We start from the raw sequence: 25,645 nt of genomic DNA, 5'->3' as shown, positions 1-25,645 counted from the left end.
CGCCCGGTTACATTCCGAACCCGGAAGCTAAGCCTTTCAGCGCCGATGGTACTGCAGGGGGGACCCTGTGGGAGAGTAGGACGCCGCCGAACAATCATTCAAAAGGGTTGGACCCCGAACTTCGGTTCCGGGTCCAACCCTTTTTTGTTGTGCGTCACTTGACGTTCACATGGCGCGACCAGCATCGTCGGCATGAGTACTGCTGCCATGCTCAGGGCCGCCGGCGTAGGCGTCGGTGACGAGGTCGTCGTGCCCGCCTTCGGGAACGCGGAGGTCGCTGAACACGTGGCCCTCGTCGGTGCGTTGCCCGTGTTCGCCGACATAGATCCGGCGACGTACTGCCTCGACGGGTCCGCCGTGGAGGCGGCGCTGACACCCCGGACCGTGGCCGTGGTCGCCGTACACCGCTTCGGGCGGCCGGCGGACATGGCTCGGCTGCACGGGATCGGGCAGCGGCACGGACTGCTCGTCCTGGAGCAAGGGGAGTCCGACGGGCCGTACGACGACATAGCGCGGCGCAGGGAGCGGGCGGCCTATCTCGACGGGAAGTTGAAGGGCGTGCGCACTCCCGACGGGGGCGACGGGCACACCTATCAGCAGTACGTGGTGCGGGTGCCGGGCAACGGCCGGCCCGACCGGGACGCGTTCGCCCGGGCCGTGCGGGGGAGGGGAGTCGACTGCCGGGTGCCCGTGCAGACACCCGTGCACCGAATGCCCGGGTTCCGGCGTTGCGTGTCCTTGCCGGAGACGGAGCGCGCCGCCGAGGAGACCCTCGCGCTGCCGGTGGACGCCTCGCTGACGAAGCGGGACATGCAGCGGATCGTGTCCGCGTGCAATGCGCTGGGCGGGCTGCTGCAACCCGCGCACTGAAAGCAGTGTTGGGAGCACCCCTCTGTTCGGGGTATGATCTATTCCGTTGCCGCGAGGGAAACCTCGACAAGGCGACAGGCCCCTATAGCTCAGTCGGTAGAGCGTCTCCATGGTAAGGAGAAGGTCAACGGTTCGATTCCGTTTGGGGGCTCCACAACAGAAAGGCCCCGCCCATTGGGCGGGGCCTTTCGCATGCCCTGATCCGGTGCGTCAGTCCGCGTGCGGCTCCGGCACCCGCATCGCCAGGATCGCCATGTCGTCGGACGGCGCGTCCGACGCGAAGCGCTCCACGGCGCGCATGATGCGGGCCGCCACCGCGCCCGCCGTCAGGCCCGTGCAGGTGGTCAGGACGTCGGCGAGGCCGTCGTCGCCCAGCATGCGCGTGCCCTCGCGGCGCTCCGTGACACCGTCCGTGACGCAGAGCAGGACGTCGCCCGGGTCCAGAGTGACCGTCTGCTCGTAAAGCTCCAGGTCCTCCAGGACGCCGAGCAGCGGCTGCGGCTCGGCAGCCGGTTCCACCGTGCCGTCCTGGCGCAGGCGCAGGGGGAGGGGGTGGCCGGCGCAGACGACCTTCAGCTCGGCGCTGCCGTCCTCCTGCGGGCGCATCTCGCCGTAGAGGAGGGTGAGGAAGCGGCTGCGGGCGCCCTCGTCGAGGATGGCGGAGTTGAGGCGCTCCAGGACCGCGGGCCCGCTCAGGCCCTCGCGGGCCAGCAGGCGCAGGGCGTGCCGGGCCAGGCCCGTGACCGCCGCCGCGTTCGGGCCCGTACCGCAGACGTCGCCGATGGCGAAGCCGTAGGCGCCGTCGCTGATGGGAAAGAGGTCGTAGAAATCGCCGCCGACCTCGTTGCCCTCGCCGGCCGCGCGGTAGATGACCTCGACCTCGACGCCGTCGATCAGGGGGAGCTCCGGCGGCAGCAGGCTGCGCTGGAGGGACTGGCTGATGGCCGTGCGCTCCGAGTACAGACGGGCGTTGTCCAGGGCGAGGGCGGCTCGGCGGGACAGGTCCTCGGCGAGTTCCAGGATCTCCTGGCGGAAGTGCTCGTCGGTGGGCTTGCCGAGGGTCAGCATGCCGATGACGCGGTTGCGCGCCACCAAGGGCAGGACGACGGTCTCGCCGCCGACGGCGGAGGCCGTGGCCAGGGTCGGGCCGATGCCGGAGCTGACCTTCTGGGTGGGGCCGCCGCTCAGGCCGAGGCTGCGCATGGAACTGCGCAGCGCCGCCTGGTGGGCGACCTCGGCGGGAGCCGTCCAGACGCGGGCGCCCGGAGTGGGCACCGGGTCGGGCGGGTCGATCTTGGAGAGCAGGGACTTGATGCCGTCGATGAGTTCCTCGTCCTCGTGCAGGACGTACGACAGGTAGGGGTCCGAGGCCTGGTCGGCGATGGTGTAGACGGCGCACCAGGTGGCCAGGGTCGGGACCGTCATCTGCGCCATGAGGGCCAGGGTCTGGTCACGGTCCAGGGTGCCGGCGAGAAGGTCGGAGGCCTCGACGAGGAAGCTGAGCGAGCCGCGGCGCAGCCGCTCCAGCTCGCCCAGGCGGGCCGACTCGACGGCGAGGGCGATGCGGTCGGCGGCGAACTGGAGACGCAGGGCCTCCTCGTTGGAGTACCGGCCGGCGGATTCGGCCGCGACGCCGAGCGAGCCGGTGAGGCGGCCCTCGACCTTGAGGGGGACGGTGACGACCGAGCGCATGCCGGTGCCGTTCAGCAGGGGGACGGCACCGGGGACCGCGGCGAGGTCGTCGTGGACGGCGGGCATGCGCGCGGAGCCGTAGCGGCCGGGGCCCGCCTCGACGGGGACGCGGGCGAAGCGCTGGCGGGCGGAGGGCAGGCCGGTGGAGGCGCGGACCTCCAGCTCCGTTTCGTCGTCGGTGGCGAGCAGCAGGAAGGCGGCGTCGGCGTCCAGCATGTCGCGGGCCCGTTCGACCGTGCGCTGGAGGAGGCCGTCGAGGTCGTCCGGGGCGGGGGAGCCGATGAACACCTCGAAGGGGTCGGTGCTCTGGCCGTCGGAGGAGCCGCCGGAGTCGGAGGCAGGCACGCGCAGCGGTGTCTGCAGCACGGCACGCTCGTGGTCCCGCACGAGGAGGCAGACCGTGGAGGGTTCGCCGCCGGCGTCACGGACGCGGAGGTGGGAGGCGTAGACCGGGGTGACGCGGCCGTCGGCGTCCCTTATGCCGTAGCTGCCCTCCCAGCGGGAGAGCTGGAGAGCCTCGACGATGCCCGTGCTGGTGCCCGGGGTGTGCGGCCAGGCGGCGAGGTCGGTCAGCGGCTTGCCGGTGACCTGCTCGGCCGGGTAGCCGAAGAGCTCCTCGGCGTCCTCGTTCCAGGCGGTGATGGCGCCGGTACGGTCGATCTGGACGACGGCGACGCGGACGCGGCCGTCGGCGACCGGCAGCAGTTCGGCCGGGAGGGCCGGGCCCGCGGAACGGGTACCGACCGCGCGCGCGGGCAGGTCCAGCTGGAACCAGACGTTCTTGTGCGTGGGCGTGTACTCGACGCCCCAGTGGCCGGCCAGGGCCGCGCAGAGCTGGAGGCCGCGTCCGCCCTCGCGGTCGGGGCTGCCCATGTTGACGGCCGAGCCCTGGATCGGCACCTCGCGCTCGGGGTAGCGGTCGCCCACCTCGATGCGCACGCCGTCGTCACTGCGCAGACACACCACGTCGGCGGCGGTGCCGGCGTGCACGACGGCATTGGTCACCAGTTCGCTGGTGAGCACCACGGCGTCGTCGACGATGTCGGCATGGCCCCAGCCCTGGAGGGTGTCGCGGACGAAGGAACGTGCGCTCGCCACCGATCGTCCGACGGGCTCGAAACTGGCGGCCGCGCGCGCGGTGATCACAGAACTCCTCGACCCTCTCTCCACGTCCACGTGCACGTGCACGGCCCGATGGCCGACCGGCTCGTGCCGCTGCTGCGGCAGGCCGTCCGTCGGCCCGTGATCCGGGGGCTGCTCCCCCGGGACCAGTCCGGTGGTCATGTGTCCGGCCGCCCCTCCGTGCCCGCTCGTCTCGTGCCACCGCCCAGGCCGGACAGAACCGGCACGGCTGGACAGCCGCATGCAAGGTTACTTACCTTCGCCGCCCCCGCGGATGCCGGTCTGCAGTGTTTCCGCCCAGAGGGTGTGCGGACGATGTGCGAAGCTGCCGAACTGTTATGGCCTGGTTGGGCCGGGGTGAAACACTGGGCAAGCTTCCTGTGTGCGTCCGGGCAGGCCGAATGCCGAGCGGGCTCCATGGGCAGCAGCCCTGGCAGCGGCCCGGTCAGCCGGGCCGGAGCACGCGGCGGCACAGGAAGCGCGCGGCAGTAGCCGGTCACCGTGAGGTGCACCGGGCACAAGCAGTAACGGTCGACCCCTGCGGGAGGGACACAGTGGAGTCTGGCGCAGCGACGCGGGCCACGAAGACGCGCGCGAAAGGCGGACAGTCCCTGAGTAAGCAGGGCAAGGCACGAGGCGGTACGACGACGGTCGAAACGGCGTCGCTGAACCGGCTGCTCACGGCGCTCGTGGCGATGCGGGAGGGGAACTTCCGCAAGCGGCTCACGGTGTCCGGGGACGGCGTGATGTCGGAGATCGCGGCGGTCTTCAACGAGGTGGCCGACCGCAATCTGCATCTCACGGGCGAGCTGGCGCGGGTGCGGCGGATGGTCGGACGTGAAGGAAAGCTCACGGAGCGGCTGGAGACGGGGGCCTGCGAGGGGTCCTGGGCGACCGCGATCGACAACTCCAACGCGCTCGTGGACGACCTCGTACGGCCCGTCTCCGAGGTCAGCCGGGTGCTGTCGGCGGTGGCGGACGGTGACCTGTCGCCCCGCATGGAGCTGCGGACGCAGACGGCGGAGGGCACCGGGCATCCGCTGCGCGGGGAGTTCCTGAAGGTCGGACGGACCGTGAACAACCTGGTCGACCAGTTGTCGACGTTCACGGACGAGGTCACGCGGGTGGCCAGCGAGGTCGGTACCGAGGGCAAGCTGGGCGGGCAGGCCCAGGTGCGCGGCATGTCCGGCTCGTGGAAGGACCTCACGGACTCCGTCAACACGATGGCGTACCGGCTGACCGCGCAGGTGCGGGACATCGCGCTGGTGACGACGGCCGTGGCCAAGGGAGATCTGTCCCGGAAGGTCACGGTTCACGTGGCCGGCGAGATGCTGGAGCTGAAGAACACCGTCAACACGATGGTGGACCAGCTCTCCGCGTTCTCCTCCGAGGTGACGCGTGTCGCCCGTGAGGTGGGTACCGAGGGCGCGCTGGGCGGTCAGGCGCAGGTGCCCGGAGTGGCGGGTGTGTGGAAGGAGCTCACGGACTCCGTCAACACCATGGCCGGGAATCTGACGGCCCAGGTGCGCGGGATCTCCGAGGTGACGACCGCGGTCGCCAACGGTGACCTGTCGCTGAAGGTGACCGTGCCGGCTCGCGGCGAGGTCGCGCAGCTCGCCGAGACGATCAACCAGATGACCGAGACGCTGCGGATCTTCGCGGACGAGGTCACGCGGGTGGCCAACGAGGTCGGCGGTGAGGGGCAGCTCGGCGGTCAGGCGAACGTGCCGGGTGCGGCGGGGATCTGGAAGGACCTGACCGACTCCGTCAACACCGTCTTCCGGAACCTGACCACCCAGGTGCGTGACATCGCCGCGGTGACGACGGCGGTGGCCAACGGGGACCTGTCCCAGAAGGTCACGGTCGACGTGGCCGGCGAGATGCTGGAGCTGAAGAACACCGTCAACACGATGGTGGACCAGCTGTCCTCCTTCGGCGCCGAGGTCACGCGCGTGGCCCGGGAGGTCGGTGTCGAGGGCGAGCTGGGCGGCCAGGCGCAGGTGCCCGGGGCGGCGGGCACGTGGAAGGACCTCACCGACTCCGTCAACACGGCGTTCCGCAACCTCACCGGTCAGGTGAGGAACATCGCGCAGGTGACGACGGCCGTGGCCAACGGCGATCTGTCGCAGAAGGTCACCGTGGACGTCTCGGGCGAGATGCTCCAGCTGAAGAACACCGTGAACACGATGGTGGACCAGCTCTCCAGCTTCGCCGACCAGGTGACCCGGATGGCTCGGGACGTGGGCACGGAGGGCCGCCTCGGCGGTCAGGCCCGCGTCGACGGGGTGTCGGGCACCTGGAAGGAGCTCACGGACTCCGTCAACTCGATGGCGGGGAACCTGACCTCCCAGGTGCGCAACATCGCGCAGGTGACGACGGCGGTGGCCCGCGGCGACCTTTCCCAGAAGATCGACGTCGACGCGCGCGGGGAGATCCTGGAGCTGAAGAACACCATCAACACGATGGTGGACCAGCTGTCGTCGTTCGCCGAGCAGGTCACGCGCGTGGCCCGCGAGGTGGGCACGGAGGGCCGTCTCGGCGGACAGGCGCAGGTGCCCGGGGTCGCCGGCGTGTGGCGCGACCTGACCGACTCGGTGAACGGCATGGCCGGCAACCTCACCGCGCAGGTCCGCAACATCGCGCAGGTCGCGACGGCGGTGGCCCGCGGTGACCTGTCCCAGAAGATCACCGTGGACGCGCGCGGGGAGATCCTGGAGCTCAAGAACACGCTGAACACGATGGTGGACCAGCTGTCGTCGTTCGCCCAGGAGGTCACGCGCGTCGCGCGGGAGGTCGGTACCGAGGGCATCCTCGGCGGCCAGGCCGAGGTGCAGGGTGTCTCCGGCACCTGGAAGGACCTCACGCAGTCCGTGAACGGCATGGCCAACAACCTGACCATGCAGGTCCGCAACATCGCCGAGGTCACCACCGCCGTGGCCAAGGGCGACCTGTCCAAGAAGATCACCGTCGACGCCAAGGGCGAGATCCTCGAGCTCGTCACCACCGTCAACACCATGGTCGACCAGTTGTCGTCCTTCGCCGAGCAGGTCACGCGGGTGGCGCGCGAGGTGGGTACCGAGGGCATCCTCGGCGGGCAGGCGCACGTGCCGGGTGTCGTGGGCATCTGGAAGGACCTCAGCGACAACGTCAACCTGATGGCGAAGAACCTCACCGTTCAGGTGAGGAACATTTCCCAGGTGGCCGCGGCCGTCGCCAACGGCGACCTCACGCGGACGGTGACGATCGAGGCGCGCGGTGAGGTCGCGCAGCTCGCCGAGACCTTCAACACCATGGTGAAGACGCTGAGTTCGTTCGCGGACCAGGTCACCAAGGTGGCCCGCGAGGTGGGTACGGACGGCATCCTCGGCGGGCAGGCGCACGTGCCGGGCGTGTCCGGTACGTGGAAGGACCTCACCGAGTCGGTGAACCAGATGGCGTCCAACCTGACCGGTCAGGTGCGCAACATCGCCATGGTCACGACCGCCATCGCCAAGGGCGACCTGACGAAGAAGATCGACATCGACGCGCGCGGTGAGATCCTCGAGCTGAAGACCACGATCAACACGATGGTCGACCAGCTGTCCTCCTTCGCCGAGGAGGTGACCCGCGTGGCCCGCGAGGTGGGTACGGAGGGCCAGCTCGGCGGGCAGGCTCGGGTGCGGGACGTGGACGGCACCTGGCGGGACCTGACGGAGTCCGTGAACGAGATGGCCGGGAACCTGACCCGGCAGGTCCGTGCCATCGCGCGCGTGGCGACCGCGGTGACCCGCGGTGACCTGAACCTGAAGATCGACGTGGACGCCTCCGGGGAGATCTCCGAGCTCCAGGACTACATCAACAAGATGATCGCCAACCTGCGCGACACCACGATCGCCAACAAGGAGCAGGACTGGCTCAAGGGCAATCTCGCCCGCATCTCCGCGCTGATGCAGGGCCGCCGGGACCTCCAGGACGTGGCCTCGCTGATCATGAGCGAGCTGACCCCGGTGGTCTCCGCACAGCACGGCGCGTTCTTCCTCGCCATGCCGCTGGTCGACGGCCAGGAGCAGCCCGGTGCCGACGACGACCAGTACGAGCTGCGCATGCTCGGGTCGTACGGCTACTCGATGGGGTCCATGCCCACCTCGTTCCGGCCGGGGGAGGCGCTGGTCGGAACGGCCGCCCAGGAGAAGCGCACCATCCTGGTGGAGAAGGCGCCGAGCGGCTATCTGAAGATCTCCTCCGGGCTCGGGGAGGCCCCGCCCGCCCAGGTGATCGTCCTGCCGGTGCTGTTCGAGGGGCAGGTGCTCGGCGTCATCGAGCTGGCGTCCTTCACCCCGTTCACGCAGATCCAGAAGGACTTCCTCAACCAGATCGCCGAGATGATCGCGACCAGCGTCAACACCATCTCCGTCAACACCAAGACGGAGGTGCTGCTGAAGCAGTCGCAGGAGCTGACGGAGCAACTGCGGGAGCGGTCCGAGGAGTTGGAGCAGCGGCAGAAGGCGCTCCAGTCGTCCAACGCCGAACTCGAGGAGAAGGCCGAGCTGCTGGCGCAGCAGAACCGCGACATCGAGGTGAAGAACACCGAGATCGAGGAGGCGCGGCAGGTCCTGGAGGAGCGCGCCGAGCAGCTCGCGGTCTCGATGCGCTACAAGAGCGAGTTCCTGGCCAACATGTCGCACGAGCTGCGTACGCCGCTCAACTCCCTGCTGATTCTGGCCAAGTTGCTCGCCGACAACGCCGACGCGAACCTGTCGCCGAAGCAGGTCGAGTTCGCCGAGACCATTCACGGCGCCGGTTCCGACCTGCTCCAGCTCATCAACGACATCCTCGATCTGTCGAAGGTCGAGGCCGGCAAGATGGACGTCTCGCCGACGCGGATCGCCCTCGTCCAGCTCGTCGACTACGTGGAGGCCACCTTCCGGCCGCTGACCGCCGAGAAGGGCCTGGACCTGTCGGTGCGGGTGTCGCCGGAGCTGCCCGCCACCCTGCACACCGACGAGCAGCGGCTGCTCCAGGTGCTGCGCAACCTGCTGTCCAACGCGGTGAAGTTCACCGACTCCGGCGCCGTCGAGCTGGTGATCCGGCCGGCCCGGGACGACGTTCCGCAGGGCATCCGGGAACAGTTGCTGGAGGCCGGCTCGATGACCGACCCGGGCGCCGAGCTGATCGCGTTCTCGGTGAGCGACACCGGCATCGGGATCGCGGCCAGCAAGATGCGGGTGATCTTCGAGGCGTTCAAGCAGGCCGACGGCACCACCAGCCGCAAGTACGGCGGTACGGGACTTGGGCTGTCCATCTCGCGGGAGATCGCGCAGCTGCTGGGCGGCGAGATCCACGCGCAGAGCGAGCCGGGACGCGGGTCCACGTTCACGCTCTACCTGCCGCTGCATCCGAGCGAGTTGCCGCCGCAGGGTTACCCGCAGGCCATGCCGTCCCTGGAGGCGGGCGAGTCGCCGGCCTCCTCGAGTGCCCGGGCGGAGATGCCGGAGACGCAGGTCGAGACGCCGGCCGAGGTGAAGTCGTACCAGGACTCGCAGAACGGTGCCGCGGCGCTGTTCCGGCGCCGCCGCAGGGCCGTGCCGGAGCCCGACGAGCAGGTGGCCCGGCAGGAGCGGCGGCCGGCCGGCGGGCAGGACGCGGCGCCGCAGTCGCACCGGAGCATCCGGTTCGGCGGCCAGAAGGTGCTGATCGTCGACGACGACATCCGCAACGTCTTCGCCCTCACCAGCGTCCTGGAGCAGCACGGCCTGTCCGTGCTGTACGCCGAGAACGGCCGGGAGGGCATCGAGGTGCTGGAGCAGCACGAGGATGTCGCGGTCGTCCTGATGGACATCATGATGCCCGAGATGGACGGGTACGCGACGACCACGGCGATCCGCCGGATGCCCCAGTTCGCCGGGCTTCCGATCATCGCGCTGACCGCCAAGGCGATGAAGGGCGACCGGGAGAAGGCGATCGAGTCGGGCGCCTCCGACTACGTCACGAAGCCGGTCGACCCCGACCACCTGCTGACGGTGATGGAGCAGTGGATGCGGGAGGAGTGAGCGGCACGTCCGGGCGGCAGTGTGCGAACGTGATGTGCGTGGGCGTGGCGTGGGACTTCGGCGTTCACGCGGAGTTGCTGACTCAGTGTGCTCGAAGTCGTGTAGAAGTACGGGATTCGGGGAACCTTCTGGTCTCCCGCCGCGTTTCTGCTACGTACACAGTGACATCGCGGTGACAGGGTGTGGTGACAGGCGGGGTGCGGCTACGATGACCGGCACAAGGACGGGCGACGCAAGGGAGTCGTCCCCTGGGGCGGCACCCGCCGGTGCGGTCCCAAGTCCTGCGGACAGGGGAGGCCCCACGCCGGGGCGAGGAGGGCGGGCCATGGTGCAGAAGGCCAAGATCCTCCTGGTCGATGACCGGCCGGAGAATCTGCTGGCGCTGGAGGCGATCCTCTCGGCGCTCGATCAGACGCTGGTGCGGGCATCGTCCGGGGAGGAAGCGCTCAAAGCACTGCTCACGGATGACTTCGCGGTCATTCTGCTGGACGTCCAGATGCCGGGCATGGACGGTTTCGAGACAGCCGCGCACATCAAGCGGCGGGAGCGGACCCGGGACATCCCGATCATCTTCCTCACCGCGATCAACCACGGGCCGCACCACACCTTCCGCGGGTACGCGGCCGGTGCGGTGGACTACATCTCCAAGCCGTTCGACCCGTGGGTGCTGCGCGCGAAGGTCTCCGTCTTCGTCGAGCTCTACATGAAGAACTGCCAGCTGCGCGAGCAGGCGGCCCTGCTGCGCCTGCAGTTGGAGGGCGGCGGCAAGTCCGCCGGTGTCGAGACCAAGGAGCCGGCGGGGCTGCTCGCCGAGCTGTCGGCGCGGCTGGCGGCCGTCGAGGAGCAGGCCGAGGCGCTCTCCAAGCAGCTGGGCGACGAGTCGACCGACGCGGCGGCGGTGGCGACCGCGGCCCATCTGGAGCGCAAGCTCACGGGCCTGCGCCGAGCCCTGGACGCCCTCGAACCGGGTTCTTCCGGAGGCCAGGCCGCGGTGAACTGAGGCTGTCGGTGGGGCGGTCCGTGAAGTCATGTCAGCGTCCGTACCCACCGCGTCAGTTCCGGACCCGCGCGCGGACGACACGAACGGGTGAAGCGGTAGGCACACGTGTCGACCGCCGCCTCCACCGGTAACCTCACACCCATGGCCTCACGTCCCTCCGCAGCCAAGAAGCAGCCCGCCAAGAAGGCGGCGGCTCCCGCGAAGGCTCCGGCGAGGAAGGCCGCCGCGAAAAAGGCACCCGCGAAGAAGGCGCCCGCCCGAAAGGCAGCGGCGAAGAAGCCCGCGCCCGCACCGGTTCCCAGTCCGACGGGCGGCGTCTACCGGCTCGTACGCGCCCTCTGGCTGGGTATCGCGCACGCCGTCGGCGCCGTCTTCCGCGGCATAGGCCAGGGCGCGAAGAACCTCGACCCGGCGCACCGCAAGGACGGCGTCGCGCTGCTGCTGCTCGGCATGGCGCTGATCGTCGCCGCCGGTACCTGGGCCGACCTCAAGGGCCCCGTCGGCGACCTCGTCGAGATCCTGGTGACCGGAGCCTTCGGCCGGCTCGACCTGCTCGTGCCGATCCTGCTCGGCGCCGTCGCCGTGCGTCTGATCCGGCATCCGGAGAAGCCCGAGGCCAACGGCCGGATCGTGATCGGCCTGTCGGCCCTGGTCGTCGGCGTGCTCGGCCAGGTGCACATCGCCTGCGGCTCACCCGCCCGCAGCGCCGGCATGCAGGCGATAAGGGACGCCGGCGGCCTGATCGGCTGGGGCGCGGCGACCCCGCTGTCGTACACGATGACCGACGTACTCGCCGTGCCGCTGCTCGTGCTGCTCACCGTCTTCGGACTGCTGGTCGTCACGGCCACCCCCGTCAACGCCATCCCGCAGCGACTGCGGCTGCTCGGCGTGCGGCTGGGGCTCGTCGACGACCCGGAGACGGACCTCATCACCGACGACGACGAGCGGTACGACGACCAGTGGCGCGAGTCGCTGCCCGCGCGCCCCCGCAGGCGCGGGGGACCGCCCGCCGCCGAGCCGTACGACCCCGACGCGGTCGAGCAGGAGGCGCTCGCCCGCCGCCGCGGCCGGCCCCGCCGGTCTGCCGTGCCGCAGCCCGACGCGAACCGGCCGATGGACGCCGTGGACGTCGCCGCCGCGGCCGCCGCCGCGCTCGACGGCGCCGTCCTGCACGGGATGCCGCCGTCCCCGCTGGTCGCCGACCTCACCCAGGGCGTGAGCACGGGGGAGCGCGAGTCGACGACACCGACGCCCACACCGGTCCCGGCCGCGCGCCCGCAGCCCGGGAAGCTCAGGAAGGACCCGTCCAGGCAGGACCCGGCCAAGGTGGAGGTCCCCGACCTCACCAAGACCCCGCTGCCGCAGGAGCGGGAGCTGCCGCCGCGTGCCGAGCAGCTCCAGCTCTCCGGCGACATCACCTACTCCCTGCCGGCCCTCGACCTCCTCACGCGCGGCGGCCCCGGCAAGTCGCGCAGCGCCGCCAACGACGCCATCGTGGCCTCGCTCACCACGGTCTTCACCGAGTTCAAGGTCGACGCGGCCGTCACCGGCTTCACCCGCGGCCCGACGGTCACGCGGTACGAGGTGGAGCTCGGGCCCGCCGTGAAGGTGGAGCGCATCACCGCGCTGACCAAGAACATCGCGTATGCCGTCGCCAGCCCCGACGTGCGGATCATCAGCCCGATCCCCGGCAAGTCCGCGGTCGGCATCGAGATCCCCAACACCGACCGGGAGATGGTCAACCTCGGCGACGTGCTGCGGCTCGCGGAGTCCGCCGAGGACGACGACCCCATGCTGGTGGCCTTCGGCAAGGACGTCGAGGGCGGCTACGTCATGCACTCGCTGGCGAAGATGCCGCACATGCTGGTCGCCGGCGCCACCGGCTCCGGCAAGTCGTCCTGCATCAACTGCCTGATCACCTCGATCATGATGCGGGCGACCCCGGAGGACGTCCGGATGATCCTGGTCGACCCCAAGCGCGTCGAGCTGACCGCGTACGAGGGCATCCCGCACCTGATCACACCGATCATCACCAACCCGAAGCGGGCCGCCGAGGCGCTCCAGTGGGTGGTGCGCGAGATGGACCTGCGCTACGACGACCTCGCGGCCTACGGCTACCGGCACATCGACGACTTCAACCGTGCCGTGCGCGAGGGCAAGGTCAAGCCGCCCGAGGGCAGCGAGCGCGAGCTCCAGCCCTATCCGTACCTGCTGGTGATCGTCGACGAGCTGGCCGACCTGATGATGGTGGCTCCCCGGGACGTCGAGGACGCCATCGTGCGCATCACGCAGCTCGCGCGCGCGGCCGGCATCCACCTGGTGCTCGCCACGCAGCGGCCGTCGGTGGACGTCGTCACGGGTCTGATCAAGGCGAACGTGCCCTCCCGGCTGGCCTTCGCCACCTCCTCGCTGGCGGACTCGCGGGTCATCCTCGACCAGCCCGGCGCGGAGAAGCTGATCGGCAAGGGCGACGGCCTCTTCCTGCCGATGGGCGCGAACAAGCCGACCCGTATGCAGGGCGCGTTCGTGACCGAGGAGGAGGTCGCGGTCGTCGTCCAGCACTGCAAGGACCAGATGGCGCCCGTCTTCCGGGACGACGTCGTCGTCGGCACCAAGCAGAAGAAGGAGATCGACGAGGACATCGGCGACGACCTCGACCTGCTGTGCCAGGCGGCCGAGCTGGTCGTCTCCACCCAGTTCGGGTCGACCTCGATGCTCCAGCGCAAGCTGCGCGTCGGCTTCGCCAAGGCCGGACGCCTGATGGACCTGATGGAGTCGCGGAACATCGTCGGACCGAGCGAGGGTTCGAAGGCTCGTGACGTTCTTGTGAAGGCTGACGAGCTGGACGGCGTGCTCGCGGTGATCCGGGGGGAGTCTGAGGGGTAGGGAACGGTACGCGCGGATCACCTCGCGTGGCGGATCGGGACGGCCGACCGGCCGATCGTGACTCACCCGTTAGGGATCAATGAGCAACCGTTTCCCCATGCCGTACGTCAAGTTGAGGGAAGCGACAAAGAGGTACACCGCCATCGGGACACGAAGCCATACCGATGGCGTACAAGTCCCGCCGTCCGGTTGCCCCACCCGTTTGCACCCCCCCTAGACTGAACGTCCAGCACAGGCGGCTAAACGCTCGAAAGGCGCCCCCGTGTCCATCGGCAACTCCCCTGAAGACGAGCGTCCGATCGAAGGCGTGTCCGAAGACATCTCTGAGGAAGCCCGCCCCTCTGTCGGCCGTGCCCTGCAACAGGCGCGCATCGCCGCCGGGTTGACCGTCGACGACATCAGCAGCGCCACCCGCGTCCGTATCGCCATCGTGCACGCCATCGAGGCGGACGACTTCACGCCGTGCGGCGGCGACGTCTACGCCCGCGGCCACATCAGGACCCTGGCCAAGGCCGTCCGGCTCGACCCGGCCGAACTGCTCGCGCAGTACGACGCCGACCACGGCGGACGCCCGGCCCCGACACCCGCCGCGCCCCTGTTCGAGGCGGAACGCATCCGTCCGGAGCGGCGCGGACCCAACTGGACCGCGGCGATGGTGGCCGCGATCGTCGCCGTGATCGGCTTCGTCGGCTTCACCTTCGTCAAGGGCGGCGACGACGGCGGTTCCGAGGCGAGCGTCGCCGAGGGGGCCCAGCCGACGGCCGGCGGGTCCATCTCACCGAGTGCCAAGCCGAAGAAGCCGGCCGACCCGAAGCCGGACCCCTCCGAGAGCGCGATCGCCGCCGCGCCCCGCGACAAGGTGACCGTCAAGGTCAGCGCCGACGAGGGCCGCAGCTGGATCTCCGTCCACGACCACAACGGCCGGCAGCTGTTCGACGGCCTGCTCAAGCAGGGTGACTCCAAGACCTTCCAGGACAACGAGAAGATCAAGCTCGTCCTCGGCGACGCCGGCGCGATCCAGTTGTACGTGAACGGCAAGAAGATCGAGGACGACTTCCAGCCCGGCTCCGTGCAGCGCCTGACGTACACGAAGGGCGACCCGCAGGTCGGATAAAAGGACCGGGGGGACGAGTCGCTACGGGGTTGGCCAAGATCGGCCAACCCCGTCGACGTGGGCCGTCGGCGGGACGAAGTAGTCTAGAGCCCATGCCTGAAAGCCGTACCGTCGCACTCGTCACCCTTGGCTGCGCCCGTAACGAGGTGGACTCGGAGGAGCTCGCAGGCCGTCTGGAGGCGGACGGCTGGAAGCTCGTCGAGGACGCCGAGGAAGCGGACGTCGCCGTCGTGAACACGTGCGGCTTCGTCGAGGCCGCCAAGAAGGACTCGGTCGACGCCCTCCTGGAGGCCAACGACCTCAAGGGTCACGGCAGAACCCAGGCCGTGGTGGCCGTGGGCTGCATGGCCGAGCGGTACGGCAAGGAGCTCGCCGAGGCGCTGCCCGAAGCCGACGGCGTCCTCGGCTTCGACGACTACGCCGACATCTCCGACCGGCTGCAGACCATCCTCAGCGGCGGCGTCCACGCCGCCCACACCCCCCGCGACCGTCGCAAGCTGCTGCCGATCAGCCCCGCCGAGCGGCAGGAGGCCGGCGCCGCCGTCGCACTGCCCGGGCACGGACCGGCCGACCTCCCGGAGGGCGTCGCCCCCGCCTCCGGCCCCCGCGCGCCCCTGCGCCGCCGCCTGGACGGCTCCCCGGTCGCCTCCGTGAAGCTGGCCTCCGGCTGCGACCGGCGCTGCTCCTTCTGCGCCATCCCGTCCTTCCGCGGCTCCTTCATCTCGCGCCGCCCGAGCGACGTGCTGAACGAGACGCGGTGGCTGGCCGAGCAGGGCGTCAAGGAGGTCATGCTGGTCTCCGAGAACAACACCTCCTACGGCAAGGACCTCGGCGACATCCGTCTGCTGGAGTCCCTGCTGCCCGAGCTCGCCGAGGTCGACGGCCTCGAGCGGGTGCGCGTCAGCTACCTCCAGCCGGCCGAGATGCGCCCCGGCCTGATCGACGTGCTGACCTCGACGCCGAAGGTCATGCCCTACTTCGACCTGTCCTTCCAGCACTCCGCGCCGAACGTGCTGCGCGCCATGCGCCGCTTCGGCGACACCGACCGCTTCCTGGAGCTGCTGGACACCATCCGGAGCAAGGCCCCCGAGGCCGGCGTGCGCTCCAACTTCATCGTCGGCTTCCCCGGCGAGTCCGAGGCCGACCTCGCCGAGCTCGAGCGGTTCCTGAACCACGCGCGGCTGGACGCCATCGGCGTCTTCGGCTACTCCGACGAGGAGGGCACCGAGGCGGCGACCTACGAGAACAAGGTCGACGAGGACGTCGTCGCCGAGCGGCTGGCACGCGTGTCCCGGCTGGCCGAGGAACTCGTCTCGCAGCGGGCCGAGGAGCGGGTCGGCTCGACCGTGCGGGTGCTCGTGGAGTCCGTGGACGAGGACGGCGTGTACGGGCGTGCGGCCCACCAGGCTCCGGAGACGGACGGCCAGGTGCTGCTCACGGGCGGCGAAGGTCTGAGTGCCGGTCGTATGGTCGACGCGAAGGTGATCGGTACGGAGGGTGTCGATCTGGTGGCCGAGCCGCTGCCGGGCTCGCCCGCGTGGAGCGAGGAGGCGGCCAGATGACCGGAGTCCCGGCGTCCGCGGCGGGCGGCTCCTCCAGTGCGCGCAGGAGCGGCCCGCGCGGTGCCTCGGGCGCGGCGCAGGAACCGGCCGAGCGCAAGACTTCGGGGGGCGCCGTGGAGCGGGGTGCGACCGAGGGCGGTGCCGGCGGGCGCGGCGGCAAGATCGCGGCCGCCGCCGTCAACCAGGCGAGCGTCTGGAACGTCGCCAATCTGCTGACGATGTTCCGGCTGGTCCTCGTGCCGGTCTTCGTGGTGCTGATGCTCGGCAACGGCGGCTACGACCCGGCCTGGCGGTCCTTCGCCTGGGCGGCCTTCGCCGTCGCCATGTTCACCGACATCTTCGACGGCCATCTGGCGCGCACCTACAACCTCGTCACGGACTTCGGGAAGATCGCCGACCCCATCGCCGACAAGGCGATCATGGGTGCGGCGCTGATCTGTCTCTCCGCGCTGGGCGACCTGCCCTGGTGGGTCACGGCCGTCATCCTGGGCCGGGAACTCGGGATCACCCTGCTGCGTTTCCTGGTCATTCGGTACGGCGTCATCCCGGCGAGCCGCGGCGGCAAGCTGAAGACCCTCACCCAGGGCGTGGCCGTCGGCATGTACGTCCTGGCGCTGACGGGACCCCTGGCCACCCTGAGGTTCTGGGTGATGGCGGCGGCGGTCGTCCTGACCGTGGTGACCGGACTGGACTACGTGAAGCAGGCCATTGTCCTGCGCCGGCAGGGAATCGCCGAGCGCAGGGCGGCGTTGAAGGAGACTGAAGGTTGAGTTCCACGGCCGCCGACGTGGTGCGACTACTCACGGTGAGGGGCGAGACCCTCGCGATCGCCGAGTCGCTGACCGGTGGTCTGGTGGCGGCCGGGATCACCGCGGTCCCGGGGGCGTCGAAGGTCTTCCGGGGTTCGGTGACCGCCTACGCCACGGAACTGAAGCGGGAGCTGCTCGGCGTCGACGGCGACCTGCTGGCGGCTCGGGGCGCGGTGGATCCGCAGGTCGCCGCGGAAATGGCGGCCGGCGTGCGCAAGGCGCTGGGAGCCGACTGGGGTATCGCGACGACCGGTGTCGCAGGCCCCGATCCACAGGACGGACAACCGGTCGGGACGGTCTACGTGGCCGTGCACGGACCTTTCGCACCAAGTGACGGTTCCGCCCCTGGCGGAAAAGTGGAGGCGCTGCGGTTGAACGGCGACCGCGCGGAAATTCGTATGGAGAGTGTACGGAGCGTGCTCGCGCTCCTTCTGAGGGAGATCGCGGGCGAACAGACCGGGAATGAGCGGGCACAGGATACGGAACGGAACGGGGGGTTTTGATGTTTGCAGCCCTGAGTGAACACGACATCGCTCCCCGCACGGCCGCGGCGCGAGGCGGTACGGTGGGGCGTGAAGGATGCGGCTACGCGGTCCGAGGAGGGAGCCACCGATGATTCTGCTCCGTCGCCTGCTGGGTGACGTGCTGCGTCGGCAGCGCCAGCGCCAGGGCCGTACTCTGCGCGAAGTCTCCTCGTCCGCCCGAGTCTCACTCGGCTATCTCTCCGAGGTGGAGCGGGGGCAGAAGGAGGCGTCCTCCGAGCTGCTGTCCGCCATCTGCGACGCGCTGGACGTACGGATGTCCGAACTCATGCGAGAAGTGAGCGACGAACTCGCCCTCGCGGAGCTGGCCCAGTCCGCCGCGGCCACGTCGAGCGAGTCCGTGCCCACGCCGGTTCGTCCGATGCTGGGTTCCGTGTCGGTGGCCGGCGTGCCACCGGAACGCGTGACCATCAAGGCGCCCGCGGAAGCGGTGGACGTCGTCGCCGCCTGAGCGTCTGCGCGTCGGCGCCCGAGGCCCCGGCCAGGGCCTCTCCGGGAGACCGGAGGGGTGCGGTCGGGGTTTTTGCGTATCCGGGCAGGTGCCGGCCCAGGGCGCGTCCGCCCGTTTGCCGGTCCCTGGTGCTGCGGTCATCGTGGAAGGACATGCCCGGGGGAGAACCGACGGAGGTGCGGATGTACGTCGTCAAGAGCCCTTTGTCCGACGCTAATCTCAAGATCGTCTCCGAGGCGCTCCAGGGTGCCCTCGTCGACCTGGTGGACCTGGCCCTGGTCGCGAAGCAGATCCACTGGAACGTCGTCGGGCCGCGCTTCCGCTCCGTGCATCTCCAGCTGGACGAGGTCGTCGGTACCGCGCGCACGCACTCCGACACCGTGGCCGAGCGTGCCTCGGCGCTCGGTGTGTCTCCGGACGGACGGGCCGCGACGGTGGCCGTCGGCAGCGGCATCGGGGTGACGCCCGAGGGCTGGGTGGACGACACCACCGCGGTGGGGACGATCGTCGAGGCGCTGGGCGCGGTGATCACTCGGATGCGGGAACGGATCACGGCGACCGGGGAGCCGGACCCCGTGAGCCAGGACATCTTCATCCAGGTCACCGCCGATCTCGAGAAGCAGCATTGGATGTTCCAAGCCGAAAACGGATGACATCGGCGACCGCGCGCCGGGCGGCGGCGCTGGGGCTCGGCGCGCTGTGGTGCTGGGCCGTGGTGCGTCTGGTGCTGGTGCCCGGGGCCGGTGTGGTCGAGGGAGCGGTCGCGGTCGGCGGATGGGGGCTGAGCGTCCTGCCGGTGCACTGTGTGCCCCGGAGCCAGGCGGTGGGAGCTCTCGGCGGGGGGCGCTGGCGCCGGGCCCTGCGGGCGGTGGTGCGGGCCCCGGCCTCGTCCCGTGCCGGGAAGGGTGCGCGACGCGGCCCGTCGGGCTCCGGTGAGCACTAGCGCGGGCCGCGGTGGCAGACGCTTTACAGCGGGCACCGACCGAGCTGACGTACTGGAAGGGGCCGGCCTGGTGACCAAGCAGCGCCGGGGGCGGGAACAGCTCGTACGGACCGACCCCGCGGCCGTGGACCGGGCCCGGCAGGCCCTCGACGGGCTGGAGACGGCCTGGCGCGGCAGGGTGGAGCGCATGTCCCACCTGCTCGCCCAGGACACCGGCACCGGTGGGCATCATCCGACGGAAGGACAGGACCGATGACCGTGACCAGCCTGGACAAGGACGTCGAGCATCTGACCCTCACCCTCGTCGCCGACTTCACCGCGCCCGTCGAACGGGTGTGGCGGCTGTGGGCCGACCCGCGGCAGCTGGAGCGCTGGTGGGGTCCGCCGTCCTACCCCGCGACCGTGGAGGAGCACGACCTGACCCCTGGCGGTGACGTCACCTACTTCATGACCGGCCCGGACGGCGACAAGTACCGCGGCTGGTGGCGGATCACCTCGGTCGACGCCCCGACGTCGCTGGAGTTCACCGACGGATTCGCCGACCAGGAGGGTGCGCCGAACACCACCATGCCGACCATGGCCGTTCGCGTGCGGCTCAGCGAACACGGGGGCGGCACCCGGATGGAGATGCGCTCGGTCTTCGACTCCGCGGAGCAGATGGAGCAGCTGGCCGACATGGGCATGGTCGAGGGCCTGCGGCAGGCGGTCGGCCAGATGGACGGGCTGCTGGCCGACTGAGCCATGGGCCCGGCGGCGGACAGGGTCACGTCCCCTTCCGCCGCCGCCCGGCACCGGTGAAGCCGCCCGGTCGCGGGGCGGGGCCCGCCTGGCAGGCGGGGCACCAGTACGTCGGGCGCTCACGGGAACCGTCGCCCTGGTCGGCCAGGCGGACGGACGTGCCGCACCGCAGGCACGGGCGGGGCGCGCGGCCGTAGACGAACAGGTCCTGGCCGCGCAGGCCCGTCGTGCGACGGACCGGACGGTCGCGGTTGGCCTCCAGGAGCCGCTGGGCGAGTGCGGGCAGTTTCGCGGCCCGGTCGGCGGGCAGCTCGCCGACCGGGAGCCACGGGGTGACGCCGAGCAGGAAACACAGCTCGCACTTGTAGACGTTGCCGATTCCGGCGAGATTGCGCTGGTCGAGCAGGGCCTCACCGAGGGGGCGGGCCGGGTCCTCACGGAGGTTGGCCAGGGCCTGCTCGGGGTCCCAGTCCGGGCCCAGCAGGTCGGGGCCGAGGTGGCCGACCGCGCGCTGCTCGTCGGCGGTGCGCAGGAGCTCCAGCACCGGCAGGCGGTAGCCGACGGCCGTACGGTCGGCGGTGCCCAGGATGACGCGGATCTGGTGCGCCGGGCCGCCGCTCCAGCGCTGACCGGCGGCGAACACCTTCCAGGCACCGTCCATCCTGAGGTGCGAGTGCAGCGTCAGGCCGCCCTCGATGCGGGTGAGCAGATGCTTGCCGCGCGGGGTGACGTCCAGGACGGTACGGCCGGTGAGGTCGACCGTCGCGTAGCGGGGCACGCGGAAGTCGCTGCGGGTCAGCGTCCTGCCCGCCAGTGCGGCGTGCAGCCTCTGCGCGGCCTGCCAGACCGTGTCTCCCTCGGGCATGGGTCAAGGGTGACAGGCTCACGCCCGGATGCGCAGGCCGCGGGGGGTGGCGATGAAGCCCGCCTCCTCCAGCAGGGCGCCGAAGGGTGACGTCAGGGCTGTGGCGCCGTTGATCCGTTCCACCGTGACCGTGCCGAGGGAACCCGCGCGGGCGGCAGCGGCGAGGGCCTCCGTGGCGGCGCGCAGGGACGGGTCCTCGCCCGGCGGACCGTCCGGGTCGGAGGGCCAGAGCAGCAGGGTCTTGCCACCGCGCTCCATGTAGAGCGCCGGCTCCCCCTCCACCAGCACCACCAGGGAGCCCGCCTTGCGGCCCGGTTTGTGCGTGGCTCCGGCCGGGGGCTCGGGCCAGCCCAGGGCCGCACCGTAGGCGTTCGCCGGATCGGCGGCGGCCAGGACGACGGCCCGGGACGCGGGGGTTGGGCGGCCGCGACGGCCCGGGAAACCGGCGTCGTACGAGCCGTGCGGGAGGCCGAAGCCGCCCTGCGCACCACCGCCCCGCGGGCCACCGGCACCCGGTTCGGCGTAGTCGCGCGGGGAGACGTAGTCGCCCCGGGAACGGGGGAGCGGCTGGGCGGATGCGAAGACGTCGGCGGGGCCGCCCGGGGTGCCGGGATCTCCGTCACCGCCCACCACGAAGTCGTCGAAGGGGGAATCGCCGGAGGCCCAGTCCGGTGCGGAGCCGTCGGGTGAGGTGTGCCCCCCGGGGCCGCCGTTGCCGAAGCCCGCCCGGCCGGGCGGGCCGTCGCCGCGCTCGCGGGCGTTGGCGACCGCGCGCAAGCGGTCCACGGCGCCCTCCATGGCGAACTGCGCGGCGCCGAGCCCCTCCACGACGTAGCCGCGCCGGGCCTGTCCGCTCTCCTCGAAGGCGGCCAGGATGCGGTACACCGCCGAGAAACCGCCCTCGACGCCCTCGGCGGCGACGGCGCCGCGGGTCACCACGCCGTGCCGGTCCAGCAGCGTGCGGGCCAGGGCGTGGGCGCGCACCGTGGCGTCGCCCTCGCGGGCCGGGAGCAGCGACCACCGGCCCGCGACCGTCGGCGGGCCGGTGCGGGACGTGGCACGGGCGGCGGCCGTCAGCGAGCCGTAGCGTCCTCGCGGCACCGCGCGTTTGGCACGGTGAGCGGTGGCGCCCGCGGTACGGCCCGAGCCCAGCAGGGCGCGCAGGGGCGAGAGGGTGTCGTTCGTCAGTCGTCCGGACCAGGCCAGGTCCCACAGGGCGTCAGCCAGCTGCGGGTCCGTGACGTCCGGGTGCGTGGTGGCGCGGACCTGGTCGGCGATCTGCCGGAAGAACAGGCCGTACCCGCCGGAGAGGCTGTCCAGGACGGACTGGTGGAGAGCGGTCGTCTCCAGGGGGTGCGCGGGCGGCAGCAGCACCGGGGCCGCGTCCGCCAGGTACAGCGAGACCCAGCCGTCCTTGCCGGGGAGGGAGCCCGCACCTGCCCACACCACCTCGCCGGCGGCCGTGAGTTCGTCCAGCATCGCGGGCGTGTAGTTCGCCACCCGGGACGGCAGGACGAGCTTCTCCAGGGCGGACGCGGGCACGGACGCGCCCTGCAACTGCTCGACGGCCCGCACCAGCCCGTCGATGCCGCGCAGCGCGTGCCCCTTGCCGATGTGCTGCCACTGGGGCAGGAACTGGCCGAGCGCGGCCGGCGGAACCGGCTCCAGTTCGTGCCGTAGCGCGGCCAGGGAACGGCGGCGCAACCGGCGCAGTACCGTCGCGTCGCACCACTCCTGACCGATCCCGGCCGGATGGAACTCGCCCTGCACGACCCGGCCCGCCGCCGCGAGCCGCTGCAGGGCGCCCTCGGTCACCGCGACGCCCAGACCGAAGCGGGCGGCGGCGGTGACCGACGTGAACGGGCCGTGAGTGCGGGCGTAGCGGGCGAGGAGGTCGCCGAGCGGGTCCTTGACCGGCTCGGTGAAGGCCTCGGGCACGCCCACGGGCAGGGCCGTGCCCAACGCGTCGCGCAGCCGGCCCGCGTCCTCGATCGCCGCCCAGTGATCGGCGCCGGCGATACGTACCTTGATCGCGCGGCGGGCGGCGGCCAGCTCCAGGGCCCACTGCGGCTCGGCGCCCCGCTCGGCCAGCTCCGCGTCCGTGAGCGGGCCCAGCATCCGCAGCAGGTCCGCGACACCCTCCGGGTCCTTGACGCGCCGGTCCTCGGTGAGCCACTGCAGCTCGCGCTCCAGCTCGCTCAGCACGTCCGCGTCGAGCAGCTCGCGCAGCTCCGCCTGGCCGAGCAGCTCGGCCAGCAGCCGCGAGTCCAGCGACAGGGCGGCGGCCCGGCGCTCGGCGAGCGGCGAGTCGCCCTCGTACAGGAACTGGGCGACGTAGCCGAACAGCAGGGAGCGGGCGAACGGGGACGGCTCCGGAGTGGTGACCTCGACCAGGCGCACCTTGCGGGACTCCACGTCGCCCATCAGCTCGACCAGGCCGGGCACGTCGAAGACGTCCTGAAGGCACTCGCGGACCGCTTCCAGGACGATCGGGAACGAGCCGTACTCGCTCGCCACCTCGAGCAGCTGCGCGGCGCGTTGGCGCTGCTGCCACAGCGGGGTGCGCTTGCCCGGACTGCGGCGCGGCAGCAGCAGCGCCCGGGCGGCGCACTCCCGGAAGCGGGACGCGAACAGGGCCGACCCGCCCACCTGGTCGGTGACGACCCGGTCGACGTCGCCCTTGTCGAAGACGACGTCGGCCGCGCCGACGGGCGCCTGCTCGGCGTCGTACTCCAGACCGGGCTTCGACGGTTCCTGGTCGAGCAGGTCCAGGCCCATCAGATCGGCGTCGGGCAGGCGCAGCACGATGCCGTCGTCGGCGTGCATGACCTGGGCGTCCATGCCGTACCGCTCGGACAGGCGGGCACCGAGCGCCAGTGCCCAGGGGGCGTGGACCTGGGCGCCGAAGGGCGAGTGGACCACGACGCGCCAGTCGCCCAGCTCGTCCCGGAAGCGCTCCACGACGATGGTGCGGTCGTCGGGTACGTGGCCGCAGGCCTCACGCTGCTCGTCGAGATACGCCAGCACGTTGTCCGCCGCCCAGGCGTCCAGACCCGCGGTGACCAGGCGCAGCCGGGCGTCCTCCTTGGTGAGGGAACCGACCTCGCGCAGGAACGCGCCCAGCGCGCGGCCCAGTTCGAGGGGGCGGCCCAGCTGGTCGCCCTTCCAGAACGGCAGCCGGCCCGGTACGCCCGGAGCGGGGGAGACCAGCACCCGGTCGCGCGTGATGTCCTCGATGCGCCAGGAGCTCGTGCCGAGCGTGAAGACGTCCCCGACCCGGGACTCGTACACCATCTCCTCGTCGAGCTCGCCGACCCGGCCGCCGCCCTTCTTGGGGTCGGCGCCGGCGAGGAAGACCCCGAAGAGCCCGCGGTCGGGGATCGTCCCACCGGAGGTGACGGCGAGGCGCTGTGCGCCCGGGCGGCCGGTGACGGTCCCCGCGACCCGGTCCCACACCACGCGCGGGCGCAGCTCGGCGAAGGCGTCGGAGGGATAGCGGCCCGCGAGCATGTCCAGGACGGCCGTGAAGGCCGACTCCGGGAGGGAGGCGAAGGGGGCGGCGCGGCGGACGGTGGTGAGCAGGTCGTCGACCTGCCAGGTGTCCAGCGCGGTCATCGCGACCAGCTGCTGGGCCAGCACGTCCAGCGGATTGGCGGGGACCCTCAGGGCCTCGATGGCGCCGCTGCGCATCCGCTCGGTGACCACGGCGGCCTGCACCAGGTCCCCGCGGTACTTGGGGAAGACCACGCCCGTGGAGACCGCGCCGACCTGATGGCCCGCGCGGCCGACGCGCTGGAGGCCGGAGGCGACGGAGGGCGGTGACTCCACCTGGACCACGAGGTCCACGGCGCCCATGTCGATGCCCAGCTCCAGGCTGGAGGTGGCGACCACGGCGGGCAGGCGGCCCGCCTTGAGGTCCTCCTCGACGAGGGCGCGCTGCTCCTTGGAGACCGAGCCGTGGTGGGCTCGGGCGATCACGGGCGGGGCGCCCTGGGCCGCCCCCGAGCCGCCCATCAGCTCGGCGGGGGAGTGGTGCTCGTCCAGGGGCTCGCCGGTCGCCCGTTCGTACGCGATCTCGTTGAGCCTGTTGCACAGGCGCTCGGCCAGGCGGCGGGAGTTGGCGAAGACGATGGTGGAGCGGTGCGACTGGACGAGGTCGGTGATCCGCTCCTCGACGTGCGGCCAGATCGACGGGCGCTCGGCGCCCTCCTTGCCCTCGGCGACCGGTGAACCGCCGAGCTCCCCCAGGTCCTCGACCGGGACGACGACGGAGAGGTCGAACTCCTTGCCCGAGTCCGGCTGGACGATCTCCACCTTGCCGCGGGGGGCGAGGAAACGGGCGACCTCGTCCACCGGGCGGACCGTCGCCGACAGGCCGATCCGGCGGGCCGGCTTCGGCAGCAGCTCGTCCAGCCGCTCCAGGCTGAGCGCGAGATGGGCGCCGCGCTTGGTGCCCGCCACCGCGTGCACCTCGTCCAGGATCACCGTCTCCACGCCGGTCAGCGCGTCGCGCGTGGCCGACGTCAGCATCAGGAACAGGGACTCTGGGGTCGTGATCAGGATGTCCGGCGGGCGGGTGGCCAGCGCCCGGCGCTCGGCGGCCGGGGTGTCTCCCGAACGGATGCCGACCTTCACCTCGGGCTCGGGCAGACCGAGCCGGACGGACTCCTGGCGGATGCCGGTCAGCGGGCTGCGCAGGTTGCGCTCGACGTCGACGGCCAGGGCCTTGAGCGGAGAGACGTACAGCACACGGCAGCGCTTCTTCGGGTCGGCCGGCGGGGGCGTGGAGGCCAGCTGGTCCAGGGCGGCGAGAAAGGCCGCCAGTGTCTTGCCGGACCCGGTGGGCGCGACCACCAGCACGTCCGAGCCCTCCGAGATCGCCTGCCACGCACCCGCCTGGGCGGCGGTGGGCGCGGAGAAGGCACCCGTGAACCAGCCGCGGGTCGCGGGGGAGAAGCCGTCCAGGGCTCGGTGTGCGGAGCTGACCATGGATCCATCGTGCACCCGGGCACTGACAATCGG

At 71.3% G+C, this 25,645-nt stretch carries 16 protein-coding genes, 1 tRNA gene and 1 rRNA gene; 15 read left to right on the top strand and 3 right to left on the bottom strand.

What is annotated here, in order from left to right:
* The 3 genes from rrf to ACIRG6_RS28600 all read left to right on the top strand — a co-directional run.
* Nucleotides 1-92 (top strand): 5S ribosomal RNA (gene rrf, locus ACIRG6_RS28610); the annotation flags it as partial.
* A 115-nt stretch (nt 93-207) separates the two neighbouring features.
* Nucleotides 208-870: a DegT/DnrJ/EryC1/StrS family aminotransferase gene (locus tag ACIRG6_RS28605; RefSeq protein ID WP_403324974.1), complete on the top strand. Its 663-nt coding sequence runs from the start codon at nt 208-210 to the stop codon at nt 868-870.
* A gap of 78 nt (nt 871-948) precedes the next feature.
* A tRNA-Thr gene (locus ACIRG6_RS28600) sits at nt 949-1,024 on the top strand.
* Nucleotides 1,025-1,080: 56 nt separating this feature from the next.
* Here ACIRG6_RS28600 and ACIRG6_RS28595 read toward each other — a convergent pair.
* Nucleotides 1,081-3,846, bottom strand: coding sequence for a SpoIIE family protein phosphatase (locus ACIRG6_RS28595; protein ID WP_364683345.1), 2,766 nt, complete (start codon nt 3,844-3,846; stop codon nt 1,081-1,083).
* Between the two features lie 392 nt (nt 3,847-4,238).
* Here ACIRG6_RS28595 and ACIRG6_RS28590 point away from each other — a divergent pair, with 392 nt between their 5' ends.
* The 12 genes from ACIRG6_RS28590 (at nt 4,239) to ACIRG6_RS28535 (ending at nt 19,758) form a co-directional block, all read left to right on the top strand.
* Nucleotides 4,239-9,713 (top strand): HAMP domain-containing protein, encoded by a 5,475-nt coding sequence (locus tag ACIRG6_RS28590; RefSeq protein WP_403324970.1) that lies wholly within the window; start codon nt 4,239-4,241, stop codon nt 9,711-9,713.
* Nucleotides 9,714-10,038: 325 nt separating this feature from the next.
* Nucleotides 10,039-10,713 (top strand): response regulator, encoded by a 675-nt coding sequence (locus ACIRG6_RS28585; protein WP_189231761.1) that lies wholly within the window; start codon nt 10,039-10,041, stop codon nt 10,711-10,713.
* A 141-nt stretch (nt 10,714-10,854) separates the two neighbouring features.
* Nucleotides 10,855-13,599 carry a DNA translocase FtsK gene (locus ACIRG6_RS28580; RefSeq protein WP_364823568.1) on the top strand — a complete coding sequence of 915 codons (2,745 nt, stop codon included), beginning with the start codon at nt 10,855-10,857 and terminating at the stop codon, nt 13,597-13,599.
* 262 nt (nt 13,600-13,861) lie between these two features.
* A complete protein-coding gene (locus ACIRG6_RS28575) occupies nt 13,862-14,713 on the top strand; it encodes a helix-turn-helix domain-containing protein (RefSeq protein ID WP_403324969.1) in 852 nt (283 codons plus the stop codon).
* Between the two features lie 92 nt (nt 14,714-14,805).
* Nucleotides 14,806-16,275: a 30S ribosomal protein S12 methylthiotransferase RimO gene (gene rimO, locus ACIRG6_RS28570; protein WP_239763562.1), complete on the top strand. Its 1,470-nt coding sequence runs from the start codon at nt 14,806-14,808 to the stop codon at nt 16,273-16,275.
* Nucleotides 16,272-17,045, top strand: coding sequence for a CDP-diacylglycerol--glycerol-3-phosphate 3-phosphatidyltransferase (pgsA, locus tag ACIRG6_RS28565; RefSeq protein ID WP_364683356.1), 774 nt, complete (start codon nt 16,272-16,274; stop codon nt 17,043-17,045). The genes rimO and pgsA overlap by 4 nt, the downstream gene beginning before the upstream one ends.
* Nucleotides 17,042-17,587, top strand: coding sequence for a CinA family protein (locus tag ACIRG6_RS28560; protein ID WP_364683358.1), 546 nt, complete (start codon nt 17,042-17,044; stop codon nt 17,585-17,587). Before pgsA ends, ACIRG6_RS28560 begins: the two co-directional genes overlap by 4 nt.
* A gap of 109 nt (nt 17,588-17,696) precedes the next feature.
* A complete protein-coding gene (locus ACIRG6_RS28555; RefSeq protein WP_364683360.1) occupies nt 17,697-18,077 on the top strand; it encodes a helix-turn-helix domain-containing protein in 381 nt (126 codons plus the stop codon).
* A 182-nt stretch (nt 18,078-18,259) separates the two neighbouring features.
* Nucleotides 18,260-18,730: a Dps family protein gene (locus ACIRG6_RS28550; RefSeq protein WP_161164859.1), complete on the top strand. Its 471-nt coding sequence runs from the start codon at nt 18,260-18,262 to the stop codon at nt 18,728-18,730.
* Nucleotides 18,727-19,020: a hypothetical protein gene (locus ACIRG6_RS28545; RefSeq protein ID WP_403324968.1), complete on the top strand. Its 294-nt coding sequence runs from the start codon at nt 18,727-18,729 to the stop codon at nt 19,018-19,020. Before ACIRG6_RS28550 ends, ACIRG6_RS28545 begins: the two co-directional genes overlap by 4 nt.
* 70 nt (nt 19,021-19,090) lie before the next feature.
* Complete coding sequence (locus tag ACIRG6_RS28540; RefSeq protein WP_403324967.1) at nt 19,091-19,276, top strand: hypothetical protein; 186 nt, start codon at nt 19,091-19,093, stop codon at nt 19,274-19,276.
* On the top strand, nt 19,273-19,758 hold the full coding sequence (locus tag ACIRG6_RS28535; RefSeq protein WP_364683363.1) for an SRPBCC family protein: 486 nt from the start codon (nt 19,273-19,275) through the stop codon (nt 19,756-19,758). The genes ACIRG6_RS28540 and ACIRG6_RS28535 overlap by 4 nt, the downstream gene beginning before the upstream one ends.
* 25 nt (nt 19,759-19,783) lie before the next feature.
* Here the strand turns inward: ACIRG6_RS28535 and ACIRG6_RS28530 are convergent, their stop codons facing one another.
* Both ACIRG6_RS28530 and ACIRG6_RS28525 read right to left on the bottom strand, forming a co-directional pair.
* The gene (locus tag ACIRG6_RS28530; RefSeq protein ID WP_350723380.1) at nt 19,784-20,623 is read right to left on the bottom strand and encodes an Fpg/Nei family DNA glycosylase; all 840 of its coding nucleotides are present in this window, start codon (nt 20,621-20,623) and stop codon (nt 19,784-19,786) included.
* 18 nt (nt 20,624-20,641) lie between these two features.
* Complete coding sequence (locus ACIRG6_RS28525) at nt 20,642-25,612, bottom strand: ATP-dependent helicase (protein WP_364683365.1); 4,971 nt, start codon at nt 25,610-25,612, stop codon at nt 20,642-20,644.
* Nucleotides 25,613-25,645: the final 33 nt, after the last annotated feature.

This window comes from Streptomyces flaveolus (assembly GCF_044765825.1).
Lineage (GTDB): Bacteria > Actinomycetota > Actinomycetes > Streptomycetales > Streptomycetaceae > Streptomyces > Streptomyces flaveolus.
Note: the sequence above shows the minus strand (reverse complement) of the source record. Positions and strands in the feature narration are given on the sequence as shown.